Genomic DNA, 19,501 nt, shown 5'->3' with positions numbered 1-19,501 from the left:
TCGAAAGGCATCGCATGAACGAGTCCACCTTGCGACGCGCATTGCTGGTCATTGCCATCCTGGGTCTCGCCATTGGAATCGGAGCGTGGCGAACCGGGTTCGGCCCTCTTGACGCCAACACGATCTGGACGGTGGCGACCTTGCCCGTGGTGGCGGCTCTCGCCATCTCTATCCTCCGTGATTTCTGGATCGGCCGCTTTGGCGTCGATGCGATTGCGCTGGTGTCGATGTCCGCTGCGCTCTTGCTCGGCGAGCCTCTGGCGGCAGTGGTGGTCGCGATCATGTATGCAGGCGGCACCGTGCTTGAGGATTTCGCTCGCGGCCGCGCGGAACGGAACCTCAAGGCATTGACGGACCGATCGCCGCGTGTCGCCCACCGAACATCAACACTGGGGACAGAGACAATCTCCGTCGAAGACGTGGCTGTCGGTGACGAGCTTCTGGTCCGGGCGGGCGAGCTACTCCCAGTCGATGGCATCCTGCTCGATGCTTCGGCCGCTCTCGACGAGTCGGCGGTTAGCGGAGAACCGCTGCCGGAACGGCGGAGCGCAGGGGATATGCTGCGCAGCGGCACCGTCAACGCCGGCGAGACCTTCAACATGCGGGCTTCGGCCCTCGCGGAACAAAGCACTTATGCCGCGATCGTGCGCATGGTTGCTGCAGCGCAGACCGCTAAATCCCCGTTCATTCGCATGGCCGACCGCTTTGCCCTGTTCCTTCTGCCGGTCACATTGCTGGTTTCCGGTGCCGCCTGGTATGTTTCCGGCGACCCAATCAGAGCGCTTGCGGTGCTGGTCGTCGCAACGCCCTGCCCGCTCATCCTCGCCGCGCCCGTTGCCTTCATCGGTGGCGTATCGCGCGCCGCGCGTGCCGGCATCCTGATGAAAGGCAGCACGGCGCTGGAGGCGCTTGCGCAAGTCCGAACCGCGATCTTCGACAAGACCGGAACCTTGACCATCGGCGGCGCCGAACTCATCGAAATCGAAGCTGCGCCCGGCCGTGACGCGAACCATTTGCTGCGGCTCTTGGCATCCCTGGAACAGGCATCGCACCACGTGCTCGCCGACTCGATCATCCGGGCGGCGCGCGGCAGGCAGTTGGTGCTTTCGCATCCGCGTGATGTCCACGAGCATCGCGGTGCCGGCCTGAAGGGCCGGGTCGACGACATGGCGATCGTGGCGGGATCGCGGGCGCTCGTGCTCGCCGACAAGCCGTTGCCCGGCTGGGCGGAAAGCGGCGAAGAAAAATACCGGGATGAGCCCGTACTCAGGGTTTTTGTGGCACTCGGCGGACGGCTTGCCGGTGTGTTAACGTTCGGCGACGCCCTGCGTCTTGATGCGCACGATACACTCGGCAGACTGCGCTCTGCCGGCATAACGCGCATGGTCATGCTCACGGGCGACGACGGCGCCGCGGCCAAGCGCACCTCCGCCTTGCTCGACCTCGACGCCCTGGTCGCCGATGCGACCCCTGCCGAAAAAGTCGCGACGGTCACAGCCGAGAAAGCCTCGGCACCGACGATGATGGTCGGCGACGGCATCAACGATGCCCCCGCGCTTGCGGCGGCAACGGTCGGCGTAGCCATGGGCGCACGAGGTGCGACCGCCTCCTCCGAGGCGGCGGACGTCATTGTCCTGACCGACAGGCTGCAGCCCGTCGCCGATGCGGTCCGGATTGCACGGCGTACGCGATCGATCGCCTTGCAAAGCATCATCGCTGGGCTGGCGCTGTCCGGGCTGGCAATGATCGCGGCGGCCATGGGGCAGATCACCCCGGTTGCCGGAGCGCTGCTTCAGGAAGGGATCGACGTGGCGGTTATCCTGAACGCGTTGCGCACCCTTGGCGACGGGCATCTGTGGCGCGCATAGTGGTCCAGAACAAATCGGTGAATGGCCATGACACAGCAAGATATGGTGGTTTGCGGCAAATGTGGCGGGGTCAACCGCCTGCCGCCCGCCCGCAATGCCATTGAGGCAAAATGCGGAAAGTGCGGGACCAGGCTGTTTTCGGGGCATCCCGAAGATGTCGACGCCGCTGGTTTCGATCGTCAGATCGCACGCACCAGCCTGCCCGTTGTTGTCGACATCTGGGCACCTTGGTGCGGCCCCTGCAAGATGATGGCGCCGGCCTATGAAGCGGCGGCAAGTGAACTGGAACCGCATGTTCGCCTGATCAAACTCAACTCCGACAATGCGCAGGCCGTCGCGGCCAGGCTCGGCATCCGTGGCATCCCGACCATGATCCTGTTCCATGGCGGGCGCGAAGTCGCGCGCACATCCGGCGCAATGACGGCAGGCCAGATTGTCAGGTGGGTTCGTGACCGTCTACCAACGGTCGCCGCCTGAAGTCGTCGCGCCAATGGATCCGCTCATCACCCGGCTTGGACTGGCCCTCGCGCTAGGTCTCCTTGTCGGCTTGGAGCGTGGTTGGCAGGAGCGGGATGCCCCCGATCGCAGTCGCACAGCTGGCATCCGGACATTCGGCATATCCGGCCTGCTTGGTGGCGTGCTCGCGGCGCTGGCGAATGCACTAGGCTCCGCATCGGTGCTGGTCGGCGGCTTCATCGCCTTTGCGGCAATCCTTGCCTGGTACAAGGCGCGCGAGGCTGCCCATGACGAGGATTTCAGTGTCACCGGCGTGATCGCGGGCCTGGGCGTTTTTGCCCTTGGCGCGCTTTCCGTCGCCGGCGATTATCGTGCTGCCGCCGCCGGAGGGGCGGCGCTGGCGGCAATCCTGGCCAGCCGCGAGGTCCTGCACGGTCTTTTGAAGCGACTGACCTGGGTCGAACTCCGGTCGGCGCTGATCCTTGCGGTGATGACGGCGATCGTCTTGCCCTTGCTGCCAAACCGGACAATGGACCCGTGGGGCGGTTTCAATCCTTGGGAAATCTGGTTCCTGACGGTGCTGATGGCCTCGATTTCGTTCGCCGGCTACGTGGCTGTTCGCATTCTGGGAAATACGCGAGGGCTGCTGGTCAGTTCGCTGACCGGTGCAATCGTCTCTTCCACAGCGGTGACCTTGGCGCTTGCCCGCAATGCCGCGTCGGCAAGCAATCCGCTGCCGCTCGCCGGGGCGGCATCCCTGGCCGCAGTGGTTTCGGTGCTCCGCGTCTGCGCCGTGGTTCTGATCGTCGAGCCAAGCGTGCTCGCGTCGGTCGTCATTCCGGCTATCGCCGCGGCGCTTGCCTTCGCCGTCTGCGGCGCATTGCTGCTGTTTCGTGACAGCGGGAACGGTGAAGGCAGCGCGACCGCGCGCAATCCATTCGAACTGGGCCCGTTGCTGCTCTTCGCCTTGCTCTTTGCCGTCGTCGCGACCGCAAGTGCGGGGCTGGCCGCTCAATTCGGTGGGCGCGGTCTGCTGGCGAGTTCGGCGCTGGCCGGCGCATTCGATGTCGATGTCTCGGTGCTTGGCGCGCTGCGCCTGGTCAAGCATTCCGTGTCGGTCGAGACCGTGGGCCAGGCCGTGCTCGCGGCGCTGGCAGCAAACGCGATCGGTCGCCTGTCGCTCGCGGTATTTGCTGGTCCGGTCAGGTTCTGGTTGCCACTGGCCGTCACAACACTGATCGCCGCGGCCATGGGCATCTGCGCCCTGCTGTTGCCCGGTCCTGGATAGAAGTGCTGCGCTCGGGCTTTCTTTTGATGCGGATCAAGGGCCAGGTCCCGCCACCGCTCTATGAAACTCCGTAAAGGAGTTCGCCATGACCAGTTTGAAAGACCTCACCCCGAAATTCCGCAATGTCCGGCTGCTGCTAGCCCGTGAAAAGGGCCACCCGGAAGGCGACCGCGAAGAGGGCTACGACGTGTTGGCTCCGTTGACTGGCGAAGGGCGGATCGATGCGGAAGAGTGGAAATCGCACAGAGCCTCTTGCCGCGTTCGCCGCTTTCGCACCGGCGAGGAAGATTTGATCGGCCGGTTGAGGCGCAAGCCCGGCGGGCAGTGGTATTTCGACTACGCCGAAGGCGACCGCGATGATGAAATCGGCTTTCATCTCGGCGACGAACGGTTCGTGACTGGCGAGTATGTGTCGATCGAGCGCAACGGCGCCATGCATACCTACCAGGTGGCGAGGGTGGAGCGCCCCTGAAGCGACAACCTCAGGCTCGCTGGGAGTAGACTGTGTCGCGACGCATCTTGATTGTGGTCGGCCATCCCGACCCATCCCCGGACCGGCTCTGCCGCGGTCTCGCCAGGGCCTATGGCGAGGGCGCGGAGAAGGCGGGGCACGCCGTCCGCCGGGTCGATCTGGCGGCGATCGATTTTCCAATGCTGCGAACTATGCAGGAGTTCGAGCACGGTTCGATTCCCTACGAGTTGAAGGACGCAGCCGAAGCGATTGTCTGGGCGGAGCACATTGTCTTTGTTTTTCCGCTGTGGCTTGGGACTATGCCGGCCATGCTCAAGGCATTTCTGGAACAGGTCATGCGGCCGGGAACCGCTTTTGCCTATCCGGACAAGGGCGGCGGCTTCACCAAGACATTGCTTCGCGGCCGCACCGCGCGCGTTGTGGTGACGATGGGCATGCCTTCCGCTCTTTACCGGCTATGGTTTCTTGGACACGGCATCGCCGGCATGAAGCGGAGCATCCTGCATCTTGTCGGCATCAGTCCGGTGCGTGAGACCTTGTTCGGCATGGTCGCCGGCGCCAGCGATGCGACCAGGGCGAAGTGGATCAGCCAGATCCGAGATCTCGGCGAGCGAGCCAGATAATCCTCAAGCGTCAATCACGGCACCAGGACGGCGGCGCCGTTCAATCTGCCTTGCCTCAGATCGTCCAATGCCTGATTGGCCTGTTCCAGCGGGTAGACCTTGGTGTGGGTGCGTACCTGCGCGCGCTTGGCAATGGGAAAGAACTCTTCGGCGTCGCGGCGCGTCAGGTTTGCAACCGACACCAGTTCACGCTCTCCCCAGAGCAATTCGTAGGCCATCGCCGGAACGTCGCTCATGTGGATGCCGCCACAAACCACCCGGCCGCCCTTGCGGACGGCACCAAGCGCGATCGGCACCAGGTCGCCCACAGGAGCGAAGATGATCGCGGCATCGAGCTGCCTGGGCGGAGGTTGATCCGAACCGCCCGCCCAACTCGCTCCAAGCGAGCGCGCGAAATCCTGTGCTTGCTCATCACCGGGCCGGGTGACAGCGAAAATCTCACGGCCTTGCCAGATCGCGATCTGGGCGACGATATGCGCGGCGGCGCCGAAGCCGTAGATCCCGAGCCGCTTGCCGTCACCGGCTTTCTTCAGGCATCTCCAGCCGATCAGGCCGGCGCAGAGCAACGGCGCCAGCGATACAGGATCGGCATCCTGGTCCAGATCGAAGGCGAATTGCGCGCCGGCAATGACAAGGCTGGCAAAGCCGCCATCGCGTGTGTAGCCGGTGAAATCTGGCTGATCGCAAAGATTCTCATTGTCAGCGATGCAGTAGGGACAATGTCCGCAGGTGTGTCCAAGCCAAGGGACGCCAACCCTGCGCCCGATCTTTGAACGCGCCACGCCCTTGCCCACGGAATCGACCATGCCGACGATTTCGTGACCGGGAGTCAGCGGCAGTTTTGGATGACGCAGATCGCCATCAATGACATGCAGATCGGTTCGACAGACAGCGCATGCCTCGACCTTCAACCTGATCTCGCCCACCCCCGGTAAGGGGTCGGATCTGTCGACCAGTCTCAAGCGAGTGCCTATGCTTTCGAGCACCATTGCTCTCATGACGCGCTCCATGTTGCCCCGCAAACGAACGGAGCGGATTACGATCCACTCCTTTCGCCATGCCCGACATCAGGCGATGAGATGCGATCCCGGCAGGCTTTCGAAACCTGCGACAGGTCACTGCCTCCTAGCGCTGCCTTGTTCAGGGGTTTATGGATCGACGGTGAACTCGGTCCACATGCCGGCTCCAAAGTGACCTGGCACGTTACAGATGAGCAGGTATTTTCCGGCCTTCAGTTCGACAGTCAACGTGCCCGATTTACCGGGATCAAGCTCGGAAACTTCGCCCTTGTCGCCGGCCTTGTCTTCGTCGACCCGGTTCTCGGCCTCAACGTAAGGAAGTGGCTTGCGGGGATCGGCAAGGTACATCACGATCATTTCGTGAACGGTGTCCTTGGAGTCATTCTTCACATTGAATGTGACCTCCCCGGCCTTCACCGCTCCGGGGGAAGCCTTGATGCCCATGGTGGCCTTGGAGAGATCGAGTCCTGGCATTGCATAAGCAAGACCCATCGGCATCTCCGTACTCGCGCCCTTGTCCCACAGCGAAACCTGAACAAGTTCGGCAGCCTGGGCAGCGCCAACACTGCCCGCCATCAGCGTTGCGGCCACAAGCCCAAGCGCCACTCTCCTCGATATGGTTTCCATGGTGATCCTCTTTCAGGGACGGCAGCAGAAGCGCTCTACATCCTGGCGGTCATCCTGCTCGCTGAATCACCCGCCGTCTTTGCGCCAGATCAAACCGGCCGGCGCGAGCCCGATCTGCGGCCCCGGCCCAACTGTCAGCCAGTTGTCAGGTTGAACGCGCTATTTCGACCAATGACGGTGAAATCGCCGTCTGACAAGACCGATCGAAGTCCCACCCGCAGGCGCAACTTCGGCGCCCAATCCCGAATGGAGCCATCATGTATCGCACACTCGTCCTCGCCGCTCTCGCTGGCATGATCGCGGGACCGGCGCTCGCCGCCAGCGGCAGCTGCAGCACCGCCCCGAAATCACAATTCAAGCCCAAGGCAACGCTCGAGGCGCAATTGACCGGCGAAGGCCTCACCGTCCGCCAGATCAAGGTCGAGAAGGGTTGTTACGAGGTCTACGCGGTCGACAAGGCCGGCAAGAAAGTGAATCTGGCTTACAATGCCGAGACCCTTGAAAAGCTCGACAATGCCGAAGCCGGCGAAAACTGATCCAAACATTTCCATAGCCGCGGACGCGCAAGCATCGCCGGAGATGGTGCGCGTCTGGGACCGGGTCGTGCGGAGTTTCCACTGGGCGCTTGTGCTCAGCTTCGTCACGGCCTGGCTCACCTCCCATTCCTCCGAGGGCATTCACCATTGGGCCGGCTACACCGCTGCCGCGCTGGTCGCAATGCGGCTCTTATGGGGCTTTCTGGGCACGCCCTATGCGCGGTTCTCTCAATTCGTGCGCGACCCGGCGACGGTGCTGCGCTATCTCTATGCAATACTGAGCGGTCGCGAAGCCCGCTACATCGGCCACAACCCGGCCGGCGGTGCAATGGTTGTCGTGCTGATCGCGGCGATGGGGTCAACCGCACTGACCGGTTGGCTGATGACGACGGACGCCTATTTCGGCGTCTCGTGGGTCGAAACGGCGCACAGCCTGAGCGCGCACGGCCTACTTGTGCTTGTCCTTTTTCATATAGGCGGCGTCGCGCTGGCAAGCCTTCGTCATCGCGAAAACCTGGTACGGGCCATGATCACGGGGCGAAAACGCAAAGCCGAGCCGGTGGACATCGCCTGACGACCTACCAGTAGACCAAATCCGACTTGCGCCCCGGCCGGTTTCGGGGCGCAAGTCGGTCGGTCCTTGTTCGAGATGGCCCTGGAAGCGCGCGATGCGAGATGGGCGGAGAAGACAAGATAAGAGCAGGCATTGGTGCGGCGACCCAGATAGAGCCACGATGCCCGACGTCAAAAACATTCCGACCATGAATTGCGGAAGATACATCGCTGCCCACCGGCCTTTTCGGCGCAACGAAACGACCCCCGTTGCTATTGCCAAATCAAAGGAGGACTTAAGCGACCGGCGCGCCTGGCCACTTGATGTGGATCAACAATCCGCGCGGCTAGGTAGTTTCCCGTAGGGATATAACCGAATTTCGCGCCCCGCGGATTCGCGCGATTGCTGTGTCACGGAACAACCGGGAAAACAGCCATGCACGCTTACACCGTCTCCAGAATTTCACTGCAGTCGCATTCTGTTCAACCAAGCCTGCCGGACGCATTCGACCCGGCGCCGCTGCAGCCGGTGAGCTTTTTCCCCGCCGGCGCGGAAATCTATGCCCAGGGCGGGAAGGCCAGTGCTTTCTATCAGGTCGAGTTCGGCGCCGTGCGCATCTACCGCCTGCTTGCCGACGGTCGCCGGCAGATCAGCGCCTTTCACCTCGCCGGCGAGACTTTCGGCTTCGAAGCCGACTCGACGCATCATTTCTTCGCCGAGGCGATCAACGCCACCGGCGTCCGCGTCTTCCGCCTGGCTGCCGGGGCGGACATGTCCCGGCAGTTGCTGCCGTTGGCGCTCAAGGGTCTGACGCGCGCACAGGAGCACCTCCTGGTCCTTGGAAGACAGAACGCCATCGAACGTGTCGCCGCCTTCCTGGTCGACATGGCGGAGCGGCAGGGCGGATTGCGGCAGGTCGAGCTGCCAATGTCGCGCATGGACATCGGCGACTATCTCGGCCTGACCATCGAGACCGTGTCGCGGGTCTTCACCCGGCTGAAGGACAAGGGCGTCATCCGCCTTCTCAACCTGCGCAGCATCGAAATCGTCAAGCACGACGCGCTCCATTGCATGAGCGAATGACCAGACATCGTCGAACGGTGGCACGGAGATATCCAAAGGAAGCCATATCCACTCGGTTCCGCGGCATCTGGCCATTCAGAACAACCCAGGATTAGAGTTCAAACCATGTCCACGAACAGCGCAATTACCACACGTACTGGATTTCGTTTCGAAGTCCGCCTTGCTCGGCCCGAGGACGAGCCAACCCTGGCGGAGTTCTTCACCCATGTGACTCCGGAAGACCTGCGCTTCCGCTTCCTCGGCGGCATGAAGGAAGTTTCGCATGAACGGCTGGTGGCGATGACGCGTTCAGACGACGCGCATATCCATAATTTTCTGGCCTTCTCGACCGACGGGATGCTGATCGCCGTTGCGACGCTGGCAAGCGATCGAGCCGACCGAACCGGTGAGGTCGCGATCTGCATCCGCGCGGATCGCAAGCATCTGGGCGTGGGCTGGGAGTTACTCGCCTATATTGCGAAATATGCCGAAGACCTCGGCCTCGAAGCCATCGAGTCGATCGAGAGCCGTGAGAACCGCGCCGCGATCGAGGTCGAGCGCGACATGGGTTTCACCGTCACGACCGATCCCGACGATGCGACGCTGGTCCTGGTTAGGCGGGAGCTGGGGGCGCGATCAGCCGCTTAGCTGCCTTCGCCCCTTCCGAGCCGCTGTGGGCTCGGCAGATCGAAGGACGAGCATCTCCGCGGCCACGGCGCTTTCTTCATCCGCTGGAATGACAAGGACATCGACGCGGGAAGTCGCGTTGCTGACCACTTCCTCGCCCTCTCGGTTTCGTTTCTCGTCGAGACCGACTCCAAGCCAGGCTGCGGCAAGGCAAATCCTTTCGCGGACCAACGGCGCGTTTTCGCCAATGCCGGCCGTCAGCACCAGCGTGTCCAGTCCTCCCATCGCAGCGGCCAGCGATCCTATCTCGCGTCCGATCCGATAAAGGAAGAGATCGACGGCCTCGGCGGCGGCGGAATCGTCCGAGTCGATCAGCGTCCGCATATCACCCGATATTCCAGACACTCCGAGCAGGCCTGATTGCTCGTAGAGAAGCGTGGCCAGTTCGTCCTGAGACAACCTCCGCTCCTGCAGCAAGTGAAGGATGACCCCTGGGTCGAGCGCGCCGCAACGTGTGCTCATTACCAGGCCGTCCAGGGTCGAAAACCCCATCGTCGTGGCGATGCTTCGTCCGGCGTCCATGGCGCACAGGCTGGCGCCGCTACCGAGATGGGCGACGATCGCCCGACCGCCGGCGCGCGCGCCGTAGCGGTCACGCAGCTTCGCAGCGATGTGGCTGTAGGACAGCCCATGAAAGCCGTAGGAAACGATGCCCGCGTCAGTCAGGGCGCGCGGCAGCCCGTAGATTTTGGCAAGCTCCGGCCTGGTCGAATGAAACGCTGTGTCAAAGCACCCGATCTGGAGGGCCCGCGGCAAGAGCTCAGCAGCCAGCGCGACAATGTCGAGATTGATCCGCTGGTGGATGGGCGCCAGCGGCTCGAGCAAGCGCAATGCCTTGATCGTGCGTTCGTCGAGCAGCGTCGCTTCGGTGAAATCACGACCGCCATGAACGATCCTGTGCCCTACCCTGTCGATGCGGCGCGGGAGATCGTTGTCGACGAGCACGGATGCAACCGCCGCGAACGCCGTGCTAATATCGATCGGTGCTTCGCCCAAGCTCTTGTCGATCTTGGACCTGCCGGCCGCGGCATCGACACGCAGCCGCGGTTGTTGACCGATAGAGGAGACATTGCCGCGCAGCAGCAGCGGGAGCTCGTCGCGTCGCTCGAAGACGGCGAACTTGAGGCTCGAAGACCCGCCGTTCAGGACAAGGATCGCATCGGTCATGAAGCCATCCGATATGTTGCCGTTCCCATGCGCTTGCGGGCGGGCGTCCGCTCAATCCGGACGCTTCGGCCCCGCATCGGCATCCTGTTCCCACTTCCAGTCAAGGATTTCCGGCATATCCTGCCCATGGGCGCGAATATAGGCGCGGTGTTCAAGCAGTTTGCTGTCCATGGCCTGCTTGATGCCGACCCGCACGCTCTTTAGTCGTGGAACCCAATCGACGACGCTTTGGACGATATGAAAGCGGTCGAGACCGTTCAGTACGGTCATGTCGAAGGGCGTGGTTGTCGTGCCCTCCTCATTGTAGCCGCGCACATGGATGTTGTCGTGGTTGGTGCGTCGATAGGTCAGGCGATGGATCGTCCAGGGATAGCCATGATAGGCAAAGATGACCGGCTTGTCGGCTGTGAACAGCGCATCGAACTCGCGATCCGACAGCCCGTGCGGATGATATTCCTTTGGCTGAAGAGTCATCAGATCGACGATATTGACCACTCTGATCCTGAGATCGGGAACCAGTTGCCTGAGGATCTGCACTGCCGCCAGCGTTTCGAGGGTCGGGACATCGCCCGCACAAGCCATCACGACGTCGGGCTCAGCCCCATCGTCCGTTGACGCCCAGTCCCAGATGCCGATTCCTGCCCGGCAGTGAACGATTGCCTTGTCCATCGACAGCCACTGCCAGGATGGCGGCTTGCCGGCGACGATGACGTTGATGCGGTTCCAGGTCTGCAGCACATGCTCGGTCACGCACAGCAAGGTGTTGGCGTCCGGGGGCAGGTAGACCCGCACGATGTCGGCCTTCTTGTTGAGGGCCACGTCGATGAATCCCGGATCCTGATGGCTGAAGCCATTGTGCTCCTGATGCCAGACATGGCTGGACAACAGATAGTTCAGCGATGCGATCGGCCGCCGCCAAGGGACGGCGCGGCAGGCATCGAGCCATTTCGCATGCTGGTTGAACATGGAATCGACGATGTGGATGAACGCCTCGTAGCAGGAAAAGAGACCGTGGCGCCCGGTGAGCAGGTAGCCTTCGAGCCAACCCTGGCAGGTGTGCTCGGAGAGGATTTCGAGAACCCTGCCCTCGCGCCCGAGGTGAACGTCTTCGGGCAGAATCTTTTCCATCCAGCCGCGCTCGGTCACTTCGAACACGTCCTGAAGACGGTTCGAGGCAGTCTCATCCGGGCCCACGATCCGGAAGTTCTTCATGGCCTCGTTCAACTGCATGACATCGCGCAGGAAACTGCCCATGACCCGCGTGGACTCGGCCTTGACGGCGCCGGGGCGCTCAAGCGCAATGGCGTGATCTTGCAACCCGGGCAGTTCGAGAGACCTGCGCAGCAGGCCGCCATTGGCGTGCGGGTTTGCACTCATTCGTTTCGTCGCCTGGGGTGCCGTGGCGCGGATCGAGGCGACAGGAGCGCCGGCGGTGTCGAACAATTCTTCCGGTCGGTAGCTTTTCAGCCATTCCTCAAGCATCTTCAGATGCGCTGGGTTTTCCGCGAGGCCTGACAAGGGAACCTGGTGCGAGCGCCAGAAGCCCTCGGTCTTCAGCCCGTCGACCTCTTTCGGACCGGTCCAGCCCTTGGGGCTGCGCAACACGATCATCGGCCACTTTGGTCGTAACGCCGTCGCGGCGGAGCCGTTGCGCGCGGCATGCTGGATAGCCTTGATCCGATCGAACGCATCCTCGAGCACGCTCGCCATCCGCTGATGCATCAGCGCCGGATCGTGCCCTTCCACGAACAGCGGTTCGTAGCCGTAGCCGATAAACAGCGCGCGCAATTCGTCTTCGGGAATTCGGGCAAGGATCGTTGGATTGGCGATCTTGTAGCCGTTCAGATGCAGGATCGGCAGGACCGCCCCGTCGCGCGCCGGGTTGAGGAATTTGTTGGAATGCCAGGCGGCGGAAAGCGGCCCAGTTTCAGCCTCGCCGTCACCAACGACGCAGGCGACCACAAGGTCGGGATTGTCGAAGGCGGCGCCATAGGCGTGCGAAAGCGAATAGCCCAACTCGCCGCCCTCATGGATAGAACCGGGCACATCGGGTGCTGCATGGCTCGGGACGCCGCCGGGGAACGAGAACTGTCGGAACAGTTTGCGCATCCCTTGCTCGTCCATCGCAATGTCGGGATTGGATTCGCTGTAAGTCCCCTCCAGGTAGGTGTTTGCCACCATCGCCGGACCGCCGTGTCCGGGACCGCAGATGTAGATGACATTCGTGTCCGTGAGGCGGATGACACGGTTGAGATGCGCGTAGATGAAACTCAATCCCGGCGACGTTCCCCAATGGCCGAGCAATCGCGGCTTGACGTGCTCCAGCCGCAACGGTTCGCGCAGCAACGGATTGTCGAGCAGGTAGATCTGGCCGATCGTCAGATAGTTGGCAGCACGCCAATAGGCGTCGATGTCATGCAATTCCTGCTCGGAAAGCTGGCTGGATTGGACGACTGGAGAGGTGTGTTGGGTCATGTCTGGCTCCATTGCCTCTTGGTGCATCTCACCGTACCGCGACATGGGCCCGTGCCATCGACCTGCAGTGAATGAGCACAAACGCTTCCCGCGCTCTTTGGTTCAGGGCAATCGGCCGCACACACTGAAGGACTTGCGATAGATGTTGTTCGCGACATCTGTAGTAGCGCCGGAACGGGCACGCTTTGATCCACCGCAAACCGGATGACCAGCGGCCGGCTTAGCTCCTGGACGACATCTGACGGAGCCCAATCAAGGTTAGGGTGTGGCCAGGTGTTCCGCTCGTGCGGAGGGCTGCGCGCGCACCGCCCGCAACGCGTACCGGAGGGCATTCAGAATGCCGACGGAAGCGGGCAATTTTCAACAACAAAATCAATGGTTATGGTGGGCCCGGAGGGACTCGAACCCCCAACCAAGCGGTTATGAGCCGCCGGCTCTAACCATTGAGCTACAGGCCCCACGCCGGCTGGATTAATGTTTTTCGCATCGCAGCACAAGGCTTTCGCGACGGGCTTTCGCTGATCGCCCAAATCAACCCATAATCGCGCTCTAGGCGACGCTTGCGACCTGATCGCATACCACGGAGATTTTCATGACCAGACATCTTTTGCCCCTCGCGCTCGCCGCTGCAATCGCTTTTCCGGCGATGGCTGGAGCCGCCGATTCGCCGACGCCCGCCCGCATCATCGTGTCGGGCGAAGGCGAAGCGACCACGCCTCCCGACCTGGCGTTGCTCTCGCTCAGCGTCATGCGCGAGGCCAAGACGGCGCGCGCGGCGCTCGATGCCAACAACGACGCCATGGCCGCGGTTATCGCGGCGATGAAGGCGGCCGGCATCAAGGATCGCGACCTGCAGACCGCCGGCATCCAGATCAATCCGCGCTACAACTTCACCAACAAGCCCGACGGCAGCCAGGAGGCAGAGCTCGTCGCCTACCAGGTCACCAACACGCTGGCGGTACGGGTGCGCGACATCGACAAGACGGGCGAGATCCTCGACAAGGCGGTGTCTCTCGGTGTCAACCAGGGTGGCGGCATCTCCTTCACCAATGACAATCCTGATGCCACCATCACCGAAGCCCGCAAGAAGGCGGTTGCCAACGCCATCGCCAAGGCCAAGACGCTGGCCGAGGCCGCCGGCGTCAGCATTGGCCGGGTGCTGGAAATCTCCGACCAGAACATCGCTCCCGCGCCGATGGCCATCAACGCCAAGGCATTCGACGCGGCCCGGTCGGCGGTGCCGACCCAGGCCGGCGAAAACGCCTACAATGTCCAGGTGACCGTCACCTTCGAGCTGAAATAACAGCCGGCTGAAGCAACGGTCATCCGTCGCCGGCAGTGCCGGCGACGGATGATCCGCAGCCGATACGATGCAAGGAAAAAACCCCGCGGGATCGCTCCCGCGGGGTTTTTTCGAGCCGCGCCCGTCCGATCGGACAGGGGCTCTGCCATCAAGAGGCCTCAGCGGTTGATGATCGGGCAGCCGCGCTCATTGGCGAAGACGATGACGACGCGATCGCCATACTGGCGGCCCATCACCTTCACCACGCGGCGGTTGGCGTCGACGATGCGGGCACGGCGCAGCCCCATGCGCTCGGCCTTGTCGAGGGCGCGGTCGGGCGAGCAGCCACGGCGCCAGTCGTCGCGGCGCTCGTCGCGGCGGTGGCGATAGCCGTCATCACCGGCATAGACGCCGAAACGCGGATCCTGGTTGTTGCCGAAGCCGAGATAGAGGCTGTCGGCATGGGCGGGAATGGCGGCCAGCGTGCCGAGGCCGACCAGCGCCGAAAGGGCTGCCGTCTTGATCTTGGTGTACATGGTTCTCTCTCCTTGTTGCGGGCTTGCGCCCGTCCTCGTGAAACCGATGGCGGGACAATGCACTGGCCTGTCTGAACTATTTACGAACTCGCCGTTCATCTGCGGTTCATGTGGCGGTAAGGAAACCTCCGCCGATCTTCGAACCCCCAATACCCCGCCCAGATTCCTGGCGCCTGGCGGACACCAGCCTCAAGGCTCGTCGTCGAGTATATAGTCAAAATAATCTTCGAGCTCGGCCAGTTCGGTCTCGCTCGCCTTGACCCGGCCGCGCATCGAGATACCGGCCTCGTGCACGGTCTCGGCACTGCCCGACACCAGCCGGTGCCACCAATAGAGGTCGCGGCCCTCGGCCACCAGCCGATAGGCGCAGGTGCTGGGCAGCCAGCTGATGGTGCGTACATTCTGCGGCGTCAGGCCGACGCAATCGGGAACGCGCGCCAGCCGGTTGGCATAGTCGGCGCAGCGGCAGCTCTGCGCATCGAACAGCCGGCAGCCGACACTTGTCCAGTAGATCTCGCCCGTATCCTCGTCCTCGAGCTTCGACAGGCAGCATTTGCCGCAGCCGTCGCACAGCGATTCCCACTCGGCCGGGCTCATCGCTTCCAGCGTCTTTGTTTTCCAGAATGGCGTTTCCATCTCGCGGATGTGGCCCCGCCCGCCGTCGAGGTCAAGCGCGGCAGGGACTGGAATCGGACCTTAGGCTGGCCTAATGACATGAAGTTGCCTTCAAAAGGCCGGCCAATCGCCCTGTACGGCATCTATCCCCACCAAACTGGAACCAATCGGTCCAAGATCGGTTTCGGCAAGGATGGGACCCCACAAGGAGAGCTTTCGATGAAACGCCAACCACGGATTCTGGCAGGTACCGCACTTGGCCTGCTGATGGCATCCGCGCCGTTGGGCGCGTTCCCGCTTCAGGGAAATGCCGCGTTCGACACCATGCAACGCGGTGGAACGCCGCTGATTCTGGCCCAGGACGCACCCGCCGACGAGGGACAACAGAGCGACCAGGAGCAGCGGCGCAAGAAAAAGCGCGACCAGCAGCAGACCGAGCAGGCCCCCGCCGAGAAGGCGGCACCGGCAGCCGAGCAGGCCGCTCCAGCCACCGAGGAACAGCAGCCGCGCAGGAAGAAGCGCGATCAGCAGCAACAGACCGAGCAGGCGCCAGCCGAGCAGGCCGCTCCAGCCGCCGAGGAACAGCAGCCGCGCAGGAAGAAGCGCGACCAGCAGCAGCAGACCGAACAGGCTCCCGCCGAACAGACAGCCCCTGCCGCTGAAGAACAGCAGCCGCGCAGGAAGAAGCGCGATCAGCAGCAGACCGAGCAGGCTCCCGCCGAACAGACAGCCCCTGCCGCCCAAGAGCAGCAGCCGCGCAAGAAGAAGCGCGACCAGCAGCAACAGACCGAGCAGGCGCCGGCCGAACAGACAGCCCCTGCCGCCCAAGAACAGCAGCCGCGCAAGAAGAAGCGCGACCAGCAGCAACAGACCGAGCAGGCGCCGGCCGAACAGGCGCCCGCTGGGCAGACAGAACCCGCCAACGACAACCAGCAGACCAAGCCCGGCAGGAAACACAAGCCGGACCAGCAGAAAGAGGCTCCCGCCGCCCCGGCGGTGACGCCGGAAGCCGCTCCGACGCCGAAGCAAGCTCCCGCCGGCGAAGCGACGACGCCCAAGGCTGAAACGGCTCCGGCCGGCGAACAGCCGGCGACCCAGGGTGAGCAGCCCCAGGACAAGACGAAGAAGCACGGCAAGAAGCCGACGGGCGAACAGCCCGCGAATGGCGAGCAGCCGGTCACGGGCGCGCAGCCAGCCACCGGCGAACAGCCGGCCAATGGCGGCAAGACCGCGCCTGTCCAGGGCGAAAATCCCGTCCAGGGCGAAGCGCCCGCCGACAAGAACGCTGCCCCCCTCCTCGACAGCCAGAAGGACGCCGAACGCAAGGGCGGCGGCCGCAGGCAGGGCGACAAGAACGGTCAGCAGAGTGGCGAGCAGCAGAATGGCGGCCAGAACGCCCAGCAAGGCGGCGATCAGGGGCGGAAGCCCGCGGTCGCTCCCGTCGACCAGGGTCCGCCTCCAACCGACGACAAGGCAGCCCAGCAGGAGATCAAGCCCGAAAAGTTTGTCCCGGTGACGGAAGAGAAGGGCAAGCGCCGCGACCGTGCGCCCGATGAGAACATCCGCGACCGCCGCCGTCCCCAGGGCGTTGACGTGCTCAAGGAGATCGGCGACCGCGTCATCATCCAGCTCGGCGGCCAGACGATCGTCCAGAGCAATGAAGGTCGGCGCATGAACCGCGGCGCCAGGGACGTCTACTACGAGGACCTGCCGCAGGGCCGTACACGCGAGACGGTCGAGCGCGACAACGGCATCCGGATCGTCACCATCCGTAACCGCTACGGCGATGTCATCCAGCGCTCACGCATCACGCCTGACGGGCGCGAATATGTGCTGAGCTATGTCGACGAGCGGGACTACCAGGATGAGGGCGACTGGCGCGATCCCGGCGATGACCTGCCGCCGATGCGGCTGACCATCCCTCGCCGTGACTACATCCTCGATTCCGAGGACGTCCAAAGCCCTGACGACTACTACACCTTCCTCGAACAGCCGCCGGTGGAAAGGGTCCAGCGCCTCTATTCGATCGACGAGGTCAAGCGTTCGGCCCGTGTGCGCGACATTGCGCGCCGCGTCGACCTCGACACGCTGAACTTCGAATTCGGCTCGTCCTCGATCTCCGACACCGAGGTGCAGAAGCTCGAGGGCGTCGCCAACGCCATGGAGAAGCTGTTGAAGAAGAACCCGGCCGAGACCTTCCTGATCGAAGGCCACACCGACGCCGTCGGCACGCCGGAGGCAAACCTTGCTCTGTCCGACCGCCGCGCCGAAGCGGTTGCCGAAGCGCTGACCAATGCCTTCGGCATCCCGCCGGAGAACCTGACGACGCAGGGCTATGGCGAGGAGTATCTGAAGGTAAACACCTCGGCGCCCAACCGTGAGAACCGGCGTGTCGCCATCCGCCGCATCACGTCGCTGGTGGCACCCGTTGCCAGCAACAATTAGATCATGATTTCAAAATCATGACCTGATTTGCGGACTCAACGCTGGAAGCACCCATCCCCGGCTCGGCCGGGGATGGGAAAGGTTCGGATCCGGAGCCTCGGCTCAAGAAGATTTGTCCCGGCATCAAAGCCGGCTCATTGAATCGCGAGCCCGCTCACCCCAGATTCAGGACTGGGCGTTCCCTGCCCCGTCCCGACTCCAGCGGGACGCATTGAGCCCCGCCGGCCCTCTCCGGCGGGGTTTTTTGCTGTCTTGCAAAAAGCGTTCGCGTGGTCGAAATACCGCCTGATCACCGATCAGAGAACAACTGGAACCACTCTATGAAGCGTCTCGAACTCGCCATCGAATCCATCATCCTCGCCTCGCGCTGGCTTCTTGTCGCCTTCTATATCGGTCTTGGCCTGGCATTGGCCGTCTATGCGTTGTCGTTCGCCAAGAAGCTCTACGAGTTCATCACCATGGTGTTCCTGCTCGGCGACACCGACACAATCCTGAAGATGCTCGGCCTGATCGATGCCGCCCTCGTTGCCTCGCTGGTGGTGATGGTCATCATCTCAGGCTACGAGAACTTCGTCAGCCGCTTCGACGACCCGGATGGCAGCGGCGTGCATTGGCTGGGCACGATCGATGTCGGATCGCTCAAGGTCAAAGTGGCCTCGACCATCGTCGCCATCTCCTCCATCCACCTCTTGCAGGTCTTCCTCAACTCGTCGTCCTATTCGACCGACCAGCTGATGTGGCTGACCATCATTCACCTCACCTTCGTCGTCTCGGCGCTGATGCTGGCCTATATCGACCGGCTGATGGGCCTGAGCAAAGGCAAGAAGGACGAGGCGTGAGGCTCCCTTGTCCCCGTCACTGTACGGGGACAAGGTGCCGGCAGGCGGATGAGGGGCAGCGCCGGCAGGGCGTGGTTTCCATCAGTAAATGCTTCTGACCTTCGTCTCCGAATTCGCAAACACCTCGTCCGGCACGAAAAAGTCGCCGGCCAGCGGCCCGGCCGCGTCGGGCGCATAGACCGAAAAGTCGCTGACGCCCTCGGCGCGCAGCACCTCTTCGTCGATGTAGAAATTGCCTGATGCCTCGCGCGAGGGCCGCATGAAGATGGCGTGCGCGGCGTCGGCCATGATGTCGGGCGACCGGCTCATTGCCGCCACCGTGGCGCCCCCCAGCAGATTGCGCACCGCCGCCGTGTCGATGGTCGAGATCGGCCACAGCGAATTGACCGCGATACCGTCCTTGGCGAATTCGGCGCTCATGCCCAGCGTGCACATCGACATGCCGAACTTGGCCATGGTGTAGGCGACATGGTTCTTGAACCACTTGGCCTTCATGTCGAGCGGCGGTGCCAGATTCAGGATGTGAGGATTGTTGGCCAACTTCAGGTGCGGAATGCACATTTTGGACACAAGGAAGGTGCCGCGCGTGTTGATCTGGTGCATGAGATCATAGCGCTTCATGTCGGTCTCCAGCGTGCCGGTGAGCTGGATGGCGCTGGCGTTGTTGACGCAGATGTCGATGCCGCCGAATCTCTCAACGGTCTTTGAAACCGCCTCGGCGACCTGTGCCTCCTCGCGGATGTCGCACAACACGGGCAGCGCCTTGCCGCCGGCCCGCTCGATCTCTTCGGCGGCGGTGTAGATCGTGCCAGGCAGCTTCGGATGCGGCTCTGCGGTCTTGGCCGCGATCGTCACATTGGCGCCGTCGCGCGCCGCGCGCAGCGCGATCGCCAGCCCGATGCCCCGCGATCCGCCGGAGATGAACAGCGTCTTTCCCTTGAGCGACATTCC

19 protein-coding genes and 1 tRNA gene are annotated in these 19,501 nt (G+C 63.0%); 12 read left to right on the top strand and 8 right to left on the bottom strand.

Annotation, left to right across the window (positions count from 1 at the left end; translation table 11 throughout):
• Window positions 1-14: 14 nt before the first annotated feature.
• From EB230_RS12645 to EB230_RS12625, 5 genes are all read left to right on the top strand, one after another.
• Entirely contained in the window at window positions 15-1,868 is a 1,854-nt protein-coding gene (locus tag EB230_RS12645) for a heavy metal translocating P-type ATPase (RefSeq protein WP_172372539.1), read from the top strand.
• A 27-nt stretch (window positions 1,869-1,895) separates the two neighbouring features.
• Complete coding sequence (gene trxC, locus EB230_RS12640; protein ID WP_172372537.1) at window positions 1,896-2,345, top strand: thioredoxin TrxC; 450 nt, start codon at window positions 1,896-1,898, stop codon at window positions 2,343-2,345.
• A 13-nt stretch (window positions 2,346-2,358) separates the two neighbouring features.
• On the top strand, window positions 2,359-3,612 hold the full coding sequence (locus EB230_RS12635) for an MgtC/SapB family protein (protein ID WP_172375053.1): 1,254 nt from the start codon (window positions 2,359-2,361) through the stop codon (window positions 3,610-3,612).
• An 85-nt stretch (window positions 3,613-3,697) separates the two neighbouring features.
• On the top strand, window positions 3,698-4,084 hold the full coding sequence (locus EB230_RS12630; protein WP_056578424.1) for a hypothetical protein: 387 nt from the start codon (window positions 3,698-3,700) through the stop codon (window positions 4,082-4,084).
• 32 nt (window positions 4,085-4,116) lie between these two features.
• Window positions 4,117-4,707, top strand: coding sequence for an NAD(P)H-dependent oxidoreductase (locus tag EB230_RS12625; RefSeq protein WP_056578427.1), 591 nt, complete (start codon window positions 4,117-4,119; stop codon window positions 4,705-4,707).
• A gap of 14 nt (window positions 4,708-4,721) precedes the next feature.
• On the opposite strand, the gene EB230_RS12620 is transcribed toward EB230_RS12625, so the two are convergent.
• On the bottom strand, window positions 4,722-5,705 hold the full coding sequence (locus tag EB230_RS12620) for a zinc-dependent alcohol dehydrogenase family protein (protein WP_172372535.1): 984 nt from the start codon (window positions 5,703-5,705) through the stop codon (window positions 4,722-4,724).
• Window positions 5,706-5,855: 150 nt separating this feature from the next.
• Window positions 5,856-6,353 (bottom strand): sulfocyanin-like copper-binding protein, encoded by a 498-nt coding sequence (locus EB230_RS12615; protein ID WP_172372533.1) that lies wholly within the window; start codon window positions 6,351-6,353, stop codon window positions 5,856-5,858.
• A gap of 257 nt (window positions 6,354-6,610) precedes the next feature.
• Between EB230_RS12615 and EB230_RS12610 the strand changes: the two genes are divergently transcribed.
• The 4 genes from EB230_RS12610 to EB230_RS12595 all read left to right on the top strand — a co-directional run bounded on the left by EB230_RS12610 (window position 6,611) and on the right by EB230_RS12595 (window position 9,152).
• On the top strand, window positions 6,611-6,889 hold the full coding sequence (locus EB230_RS12610) for a PepSY domain-containing protein (protein ID WP_056578434.1): 279 nt from the start codon (window positions 6,611-6,613) through the stop codon (window positions 6,887-6,889).
• Between the two features lie 43 nt (window positions 6,890-6,932).
• Window positions 6,933-7,463: a cytochrome b/b6 domain-containing protein gene (locus EB230_RS12605; RefSeq protein WP_056578436.1), complete on the top strand. Its 531-nt coding sequence runs from the start codon at window positions 6,933-6,935 to the stop codon at window positions 7,461-7,463.
• 414 nt (window positions 7,464-7,877) lie between these two features.
• Window positions 7,878-8,525, top strand: coding sequence for a helix-turn-helix domain-containing protein (locus tag EB230_RS12600; RefSeq protein WP_056578439.1), 648 nt, complete (start codon window positions 7,878-7,880; stop codon window positions 8,523-8,525).
• 105 nt (window positions 8,526-8,630) lie between these two features.
• Window positions 8,631-9,152 carry a GNAT family N-acetyltransferase gene (locus EB230_RS12595; protein ID WP_056578442.1) on the top strand — a complete coding sequence of 174 codons (522 nt, stop codon included), beginning with the start codon at window positions 8,631-8,633 and terminating at the stop codon, window positions 9,150-9,152.
• Here the strand turns inward: EB230_RS12595 and EB230_RS12590 are convergent.
• The 3 genes from EB230_RS12590 to EB230_RS12580 form a co-directional block, all read right to left on the bottom strand.
• The gene (locus EB230_RS12590; protein ID WP_172372531.1) at window positions 9,141-10,358 is read right to left on the bottom strand and encodes an acetate/propionate family kinase; all 1,218 of its coding nucleotides are present in this window, start codon (window positions 10,356-10,358) and stop codon (window positions 9,141-9,143) included. The genes EB230_RS12595 and EB230_RS12590 overlap by 12 nt on opposite strands.
• A 51-nt stretch (window positions 10,359-10,409) precedes the next feature.
• Window positions 10,410-12,833: a phosphoketolase family protein gene (locus EB230_RS12585; RefSeq protein WP_056578968.1), complete on the bottom strand. Its 2,424-nt coding sequence runs from the start codon at window positions 12,831-12,833 to the stop codon at window positions 10,410-10,412.
• A gap of 382 nt (window positions 12,834-13,215) precedes the next feature.
• A tRNA-Ile gene (locus tag EB230_RS12580) sits at window positions 13,216-13,291 on the bottom strand.
• Between the two features lie 134 nt (window positions 13,292-13,425).
• Between EB230_RS12580 and EB230_RS12575 the strand changes: the two genes are divergently transcribed.
• Window positions 13,426-14,136 (top strand): SIMPL domain-containing protein, encoded by a 711-nt coding sequence (locus tag EB230_RS12575; protein ID WP_056578449.1) that lies wholly within the window; start codon window positions 13,426-13,428, stop codon window positions 14,134-14,136.
• Between the two features lie 158 nt (window positions 14,137-14,294).
• Here EB230_RS12575 and EB230_RS12570 read toward each other — a convergent pair whose 3' ends face one another.
• Window positions 14,295-14,651, bottom strand: a complete 357-nt coding sequence (locus tag EB230_RS12570; RefSeq protein ID WP_081295150.1) for a hypothetical protein — start codon at window positions 14,649-14,651, stop codon at window positions 14,295-14,297.
• A 189-nt stretch (window positions 14,652-14,840) separates the two neighbouring features.
• Window positions 14,841-15,287, bottom strand: coding sequence for a YcgN family cysteine cluster protein (locus tag EB230_RS12565; protein ID WP_056578456.1), 447 nt, complete (start codon window positions 15,285-15,287; stop codon window positions 14,841-14,843).
• A gap of 198 nt (window positions 15,288-15,485) precedes the next feature.
• Between EB230_RS12565 and EB230_RS12560 the strand changes: the two genes are divergently transcribed.
• A complete protein-coding gene (locus EB230_RS12560) occupies window positions 15,486-17,711 on the top strand; it encodes an OmpA family protein (RefSeq protein ID WP_056578971.1) in 2,226 nt (741 codons plus the stop codon).
• A gap of 320 nt (window positions 17,712-18,031) precedes the next feature.
• Window positions 18,032-18,550: a TIGR00645 family protein gene (locus EB230_RS12555; RefSeq protein ID WP_056578459.1), complete on the top strand. Its 519-nt coding sequence runs from the start codon at window positions 18,032-18,034 to the stop codon at window positions 18,548-18,550.
• A gap of 81 nt (window positions 18,551-18,631) precedes the next feature.
• Here EB230_RS12555 and EB230_RS12550 read toward each other — a convergent pair whose 3' ends face one another.
• Window positions 18,632-19,498: an NAD(P)-dependent oxidoreductase gene (locus EB230_RS12550; protein ID WP_056578462.1), complete on the bottom strand. Its 867-nt coding sequence runs from the start codon at window positions 19,496-19,498 to the stop codon at window positions 18,632-18,634.
• Window positions 19,499-19,501: the final 3 nt, after the last annotated feature.

The organism is Mesorhizobium sp. NZP2234 (assembly GCF_013170765.1).
GTDB classification, from domain to species: domain Bacteria; phylum Pseudomonadota; class Alphaproteobacteria; order Rhizobiales; family Rhizobiaceae; genus Mesorhizobium; species Mesorhizobium loti_D.
This window is presented reverse-complemented; position numbering and strand designations above follow the sequence as displayed.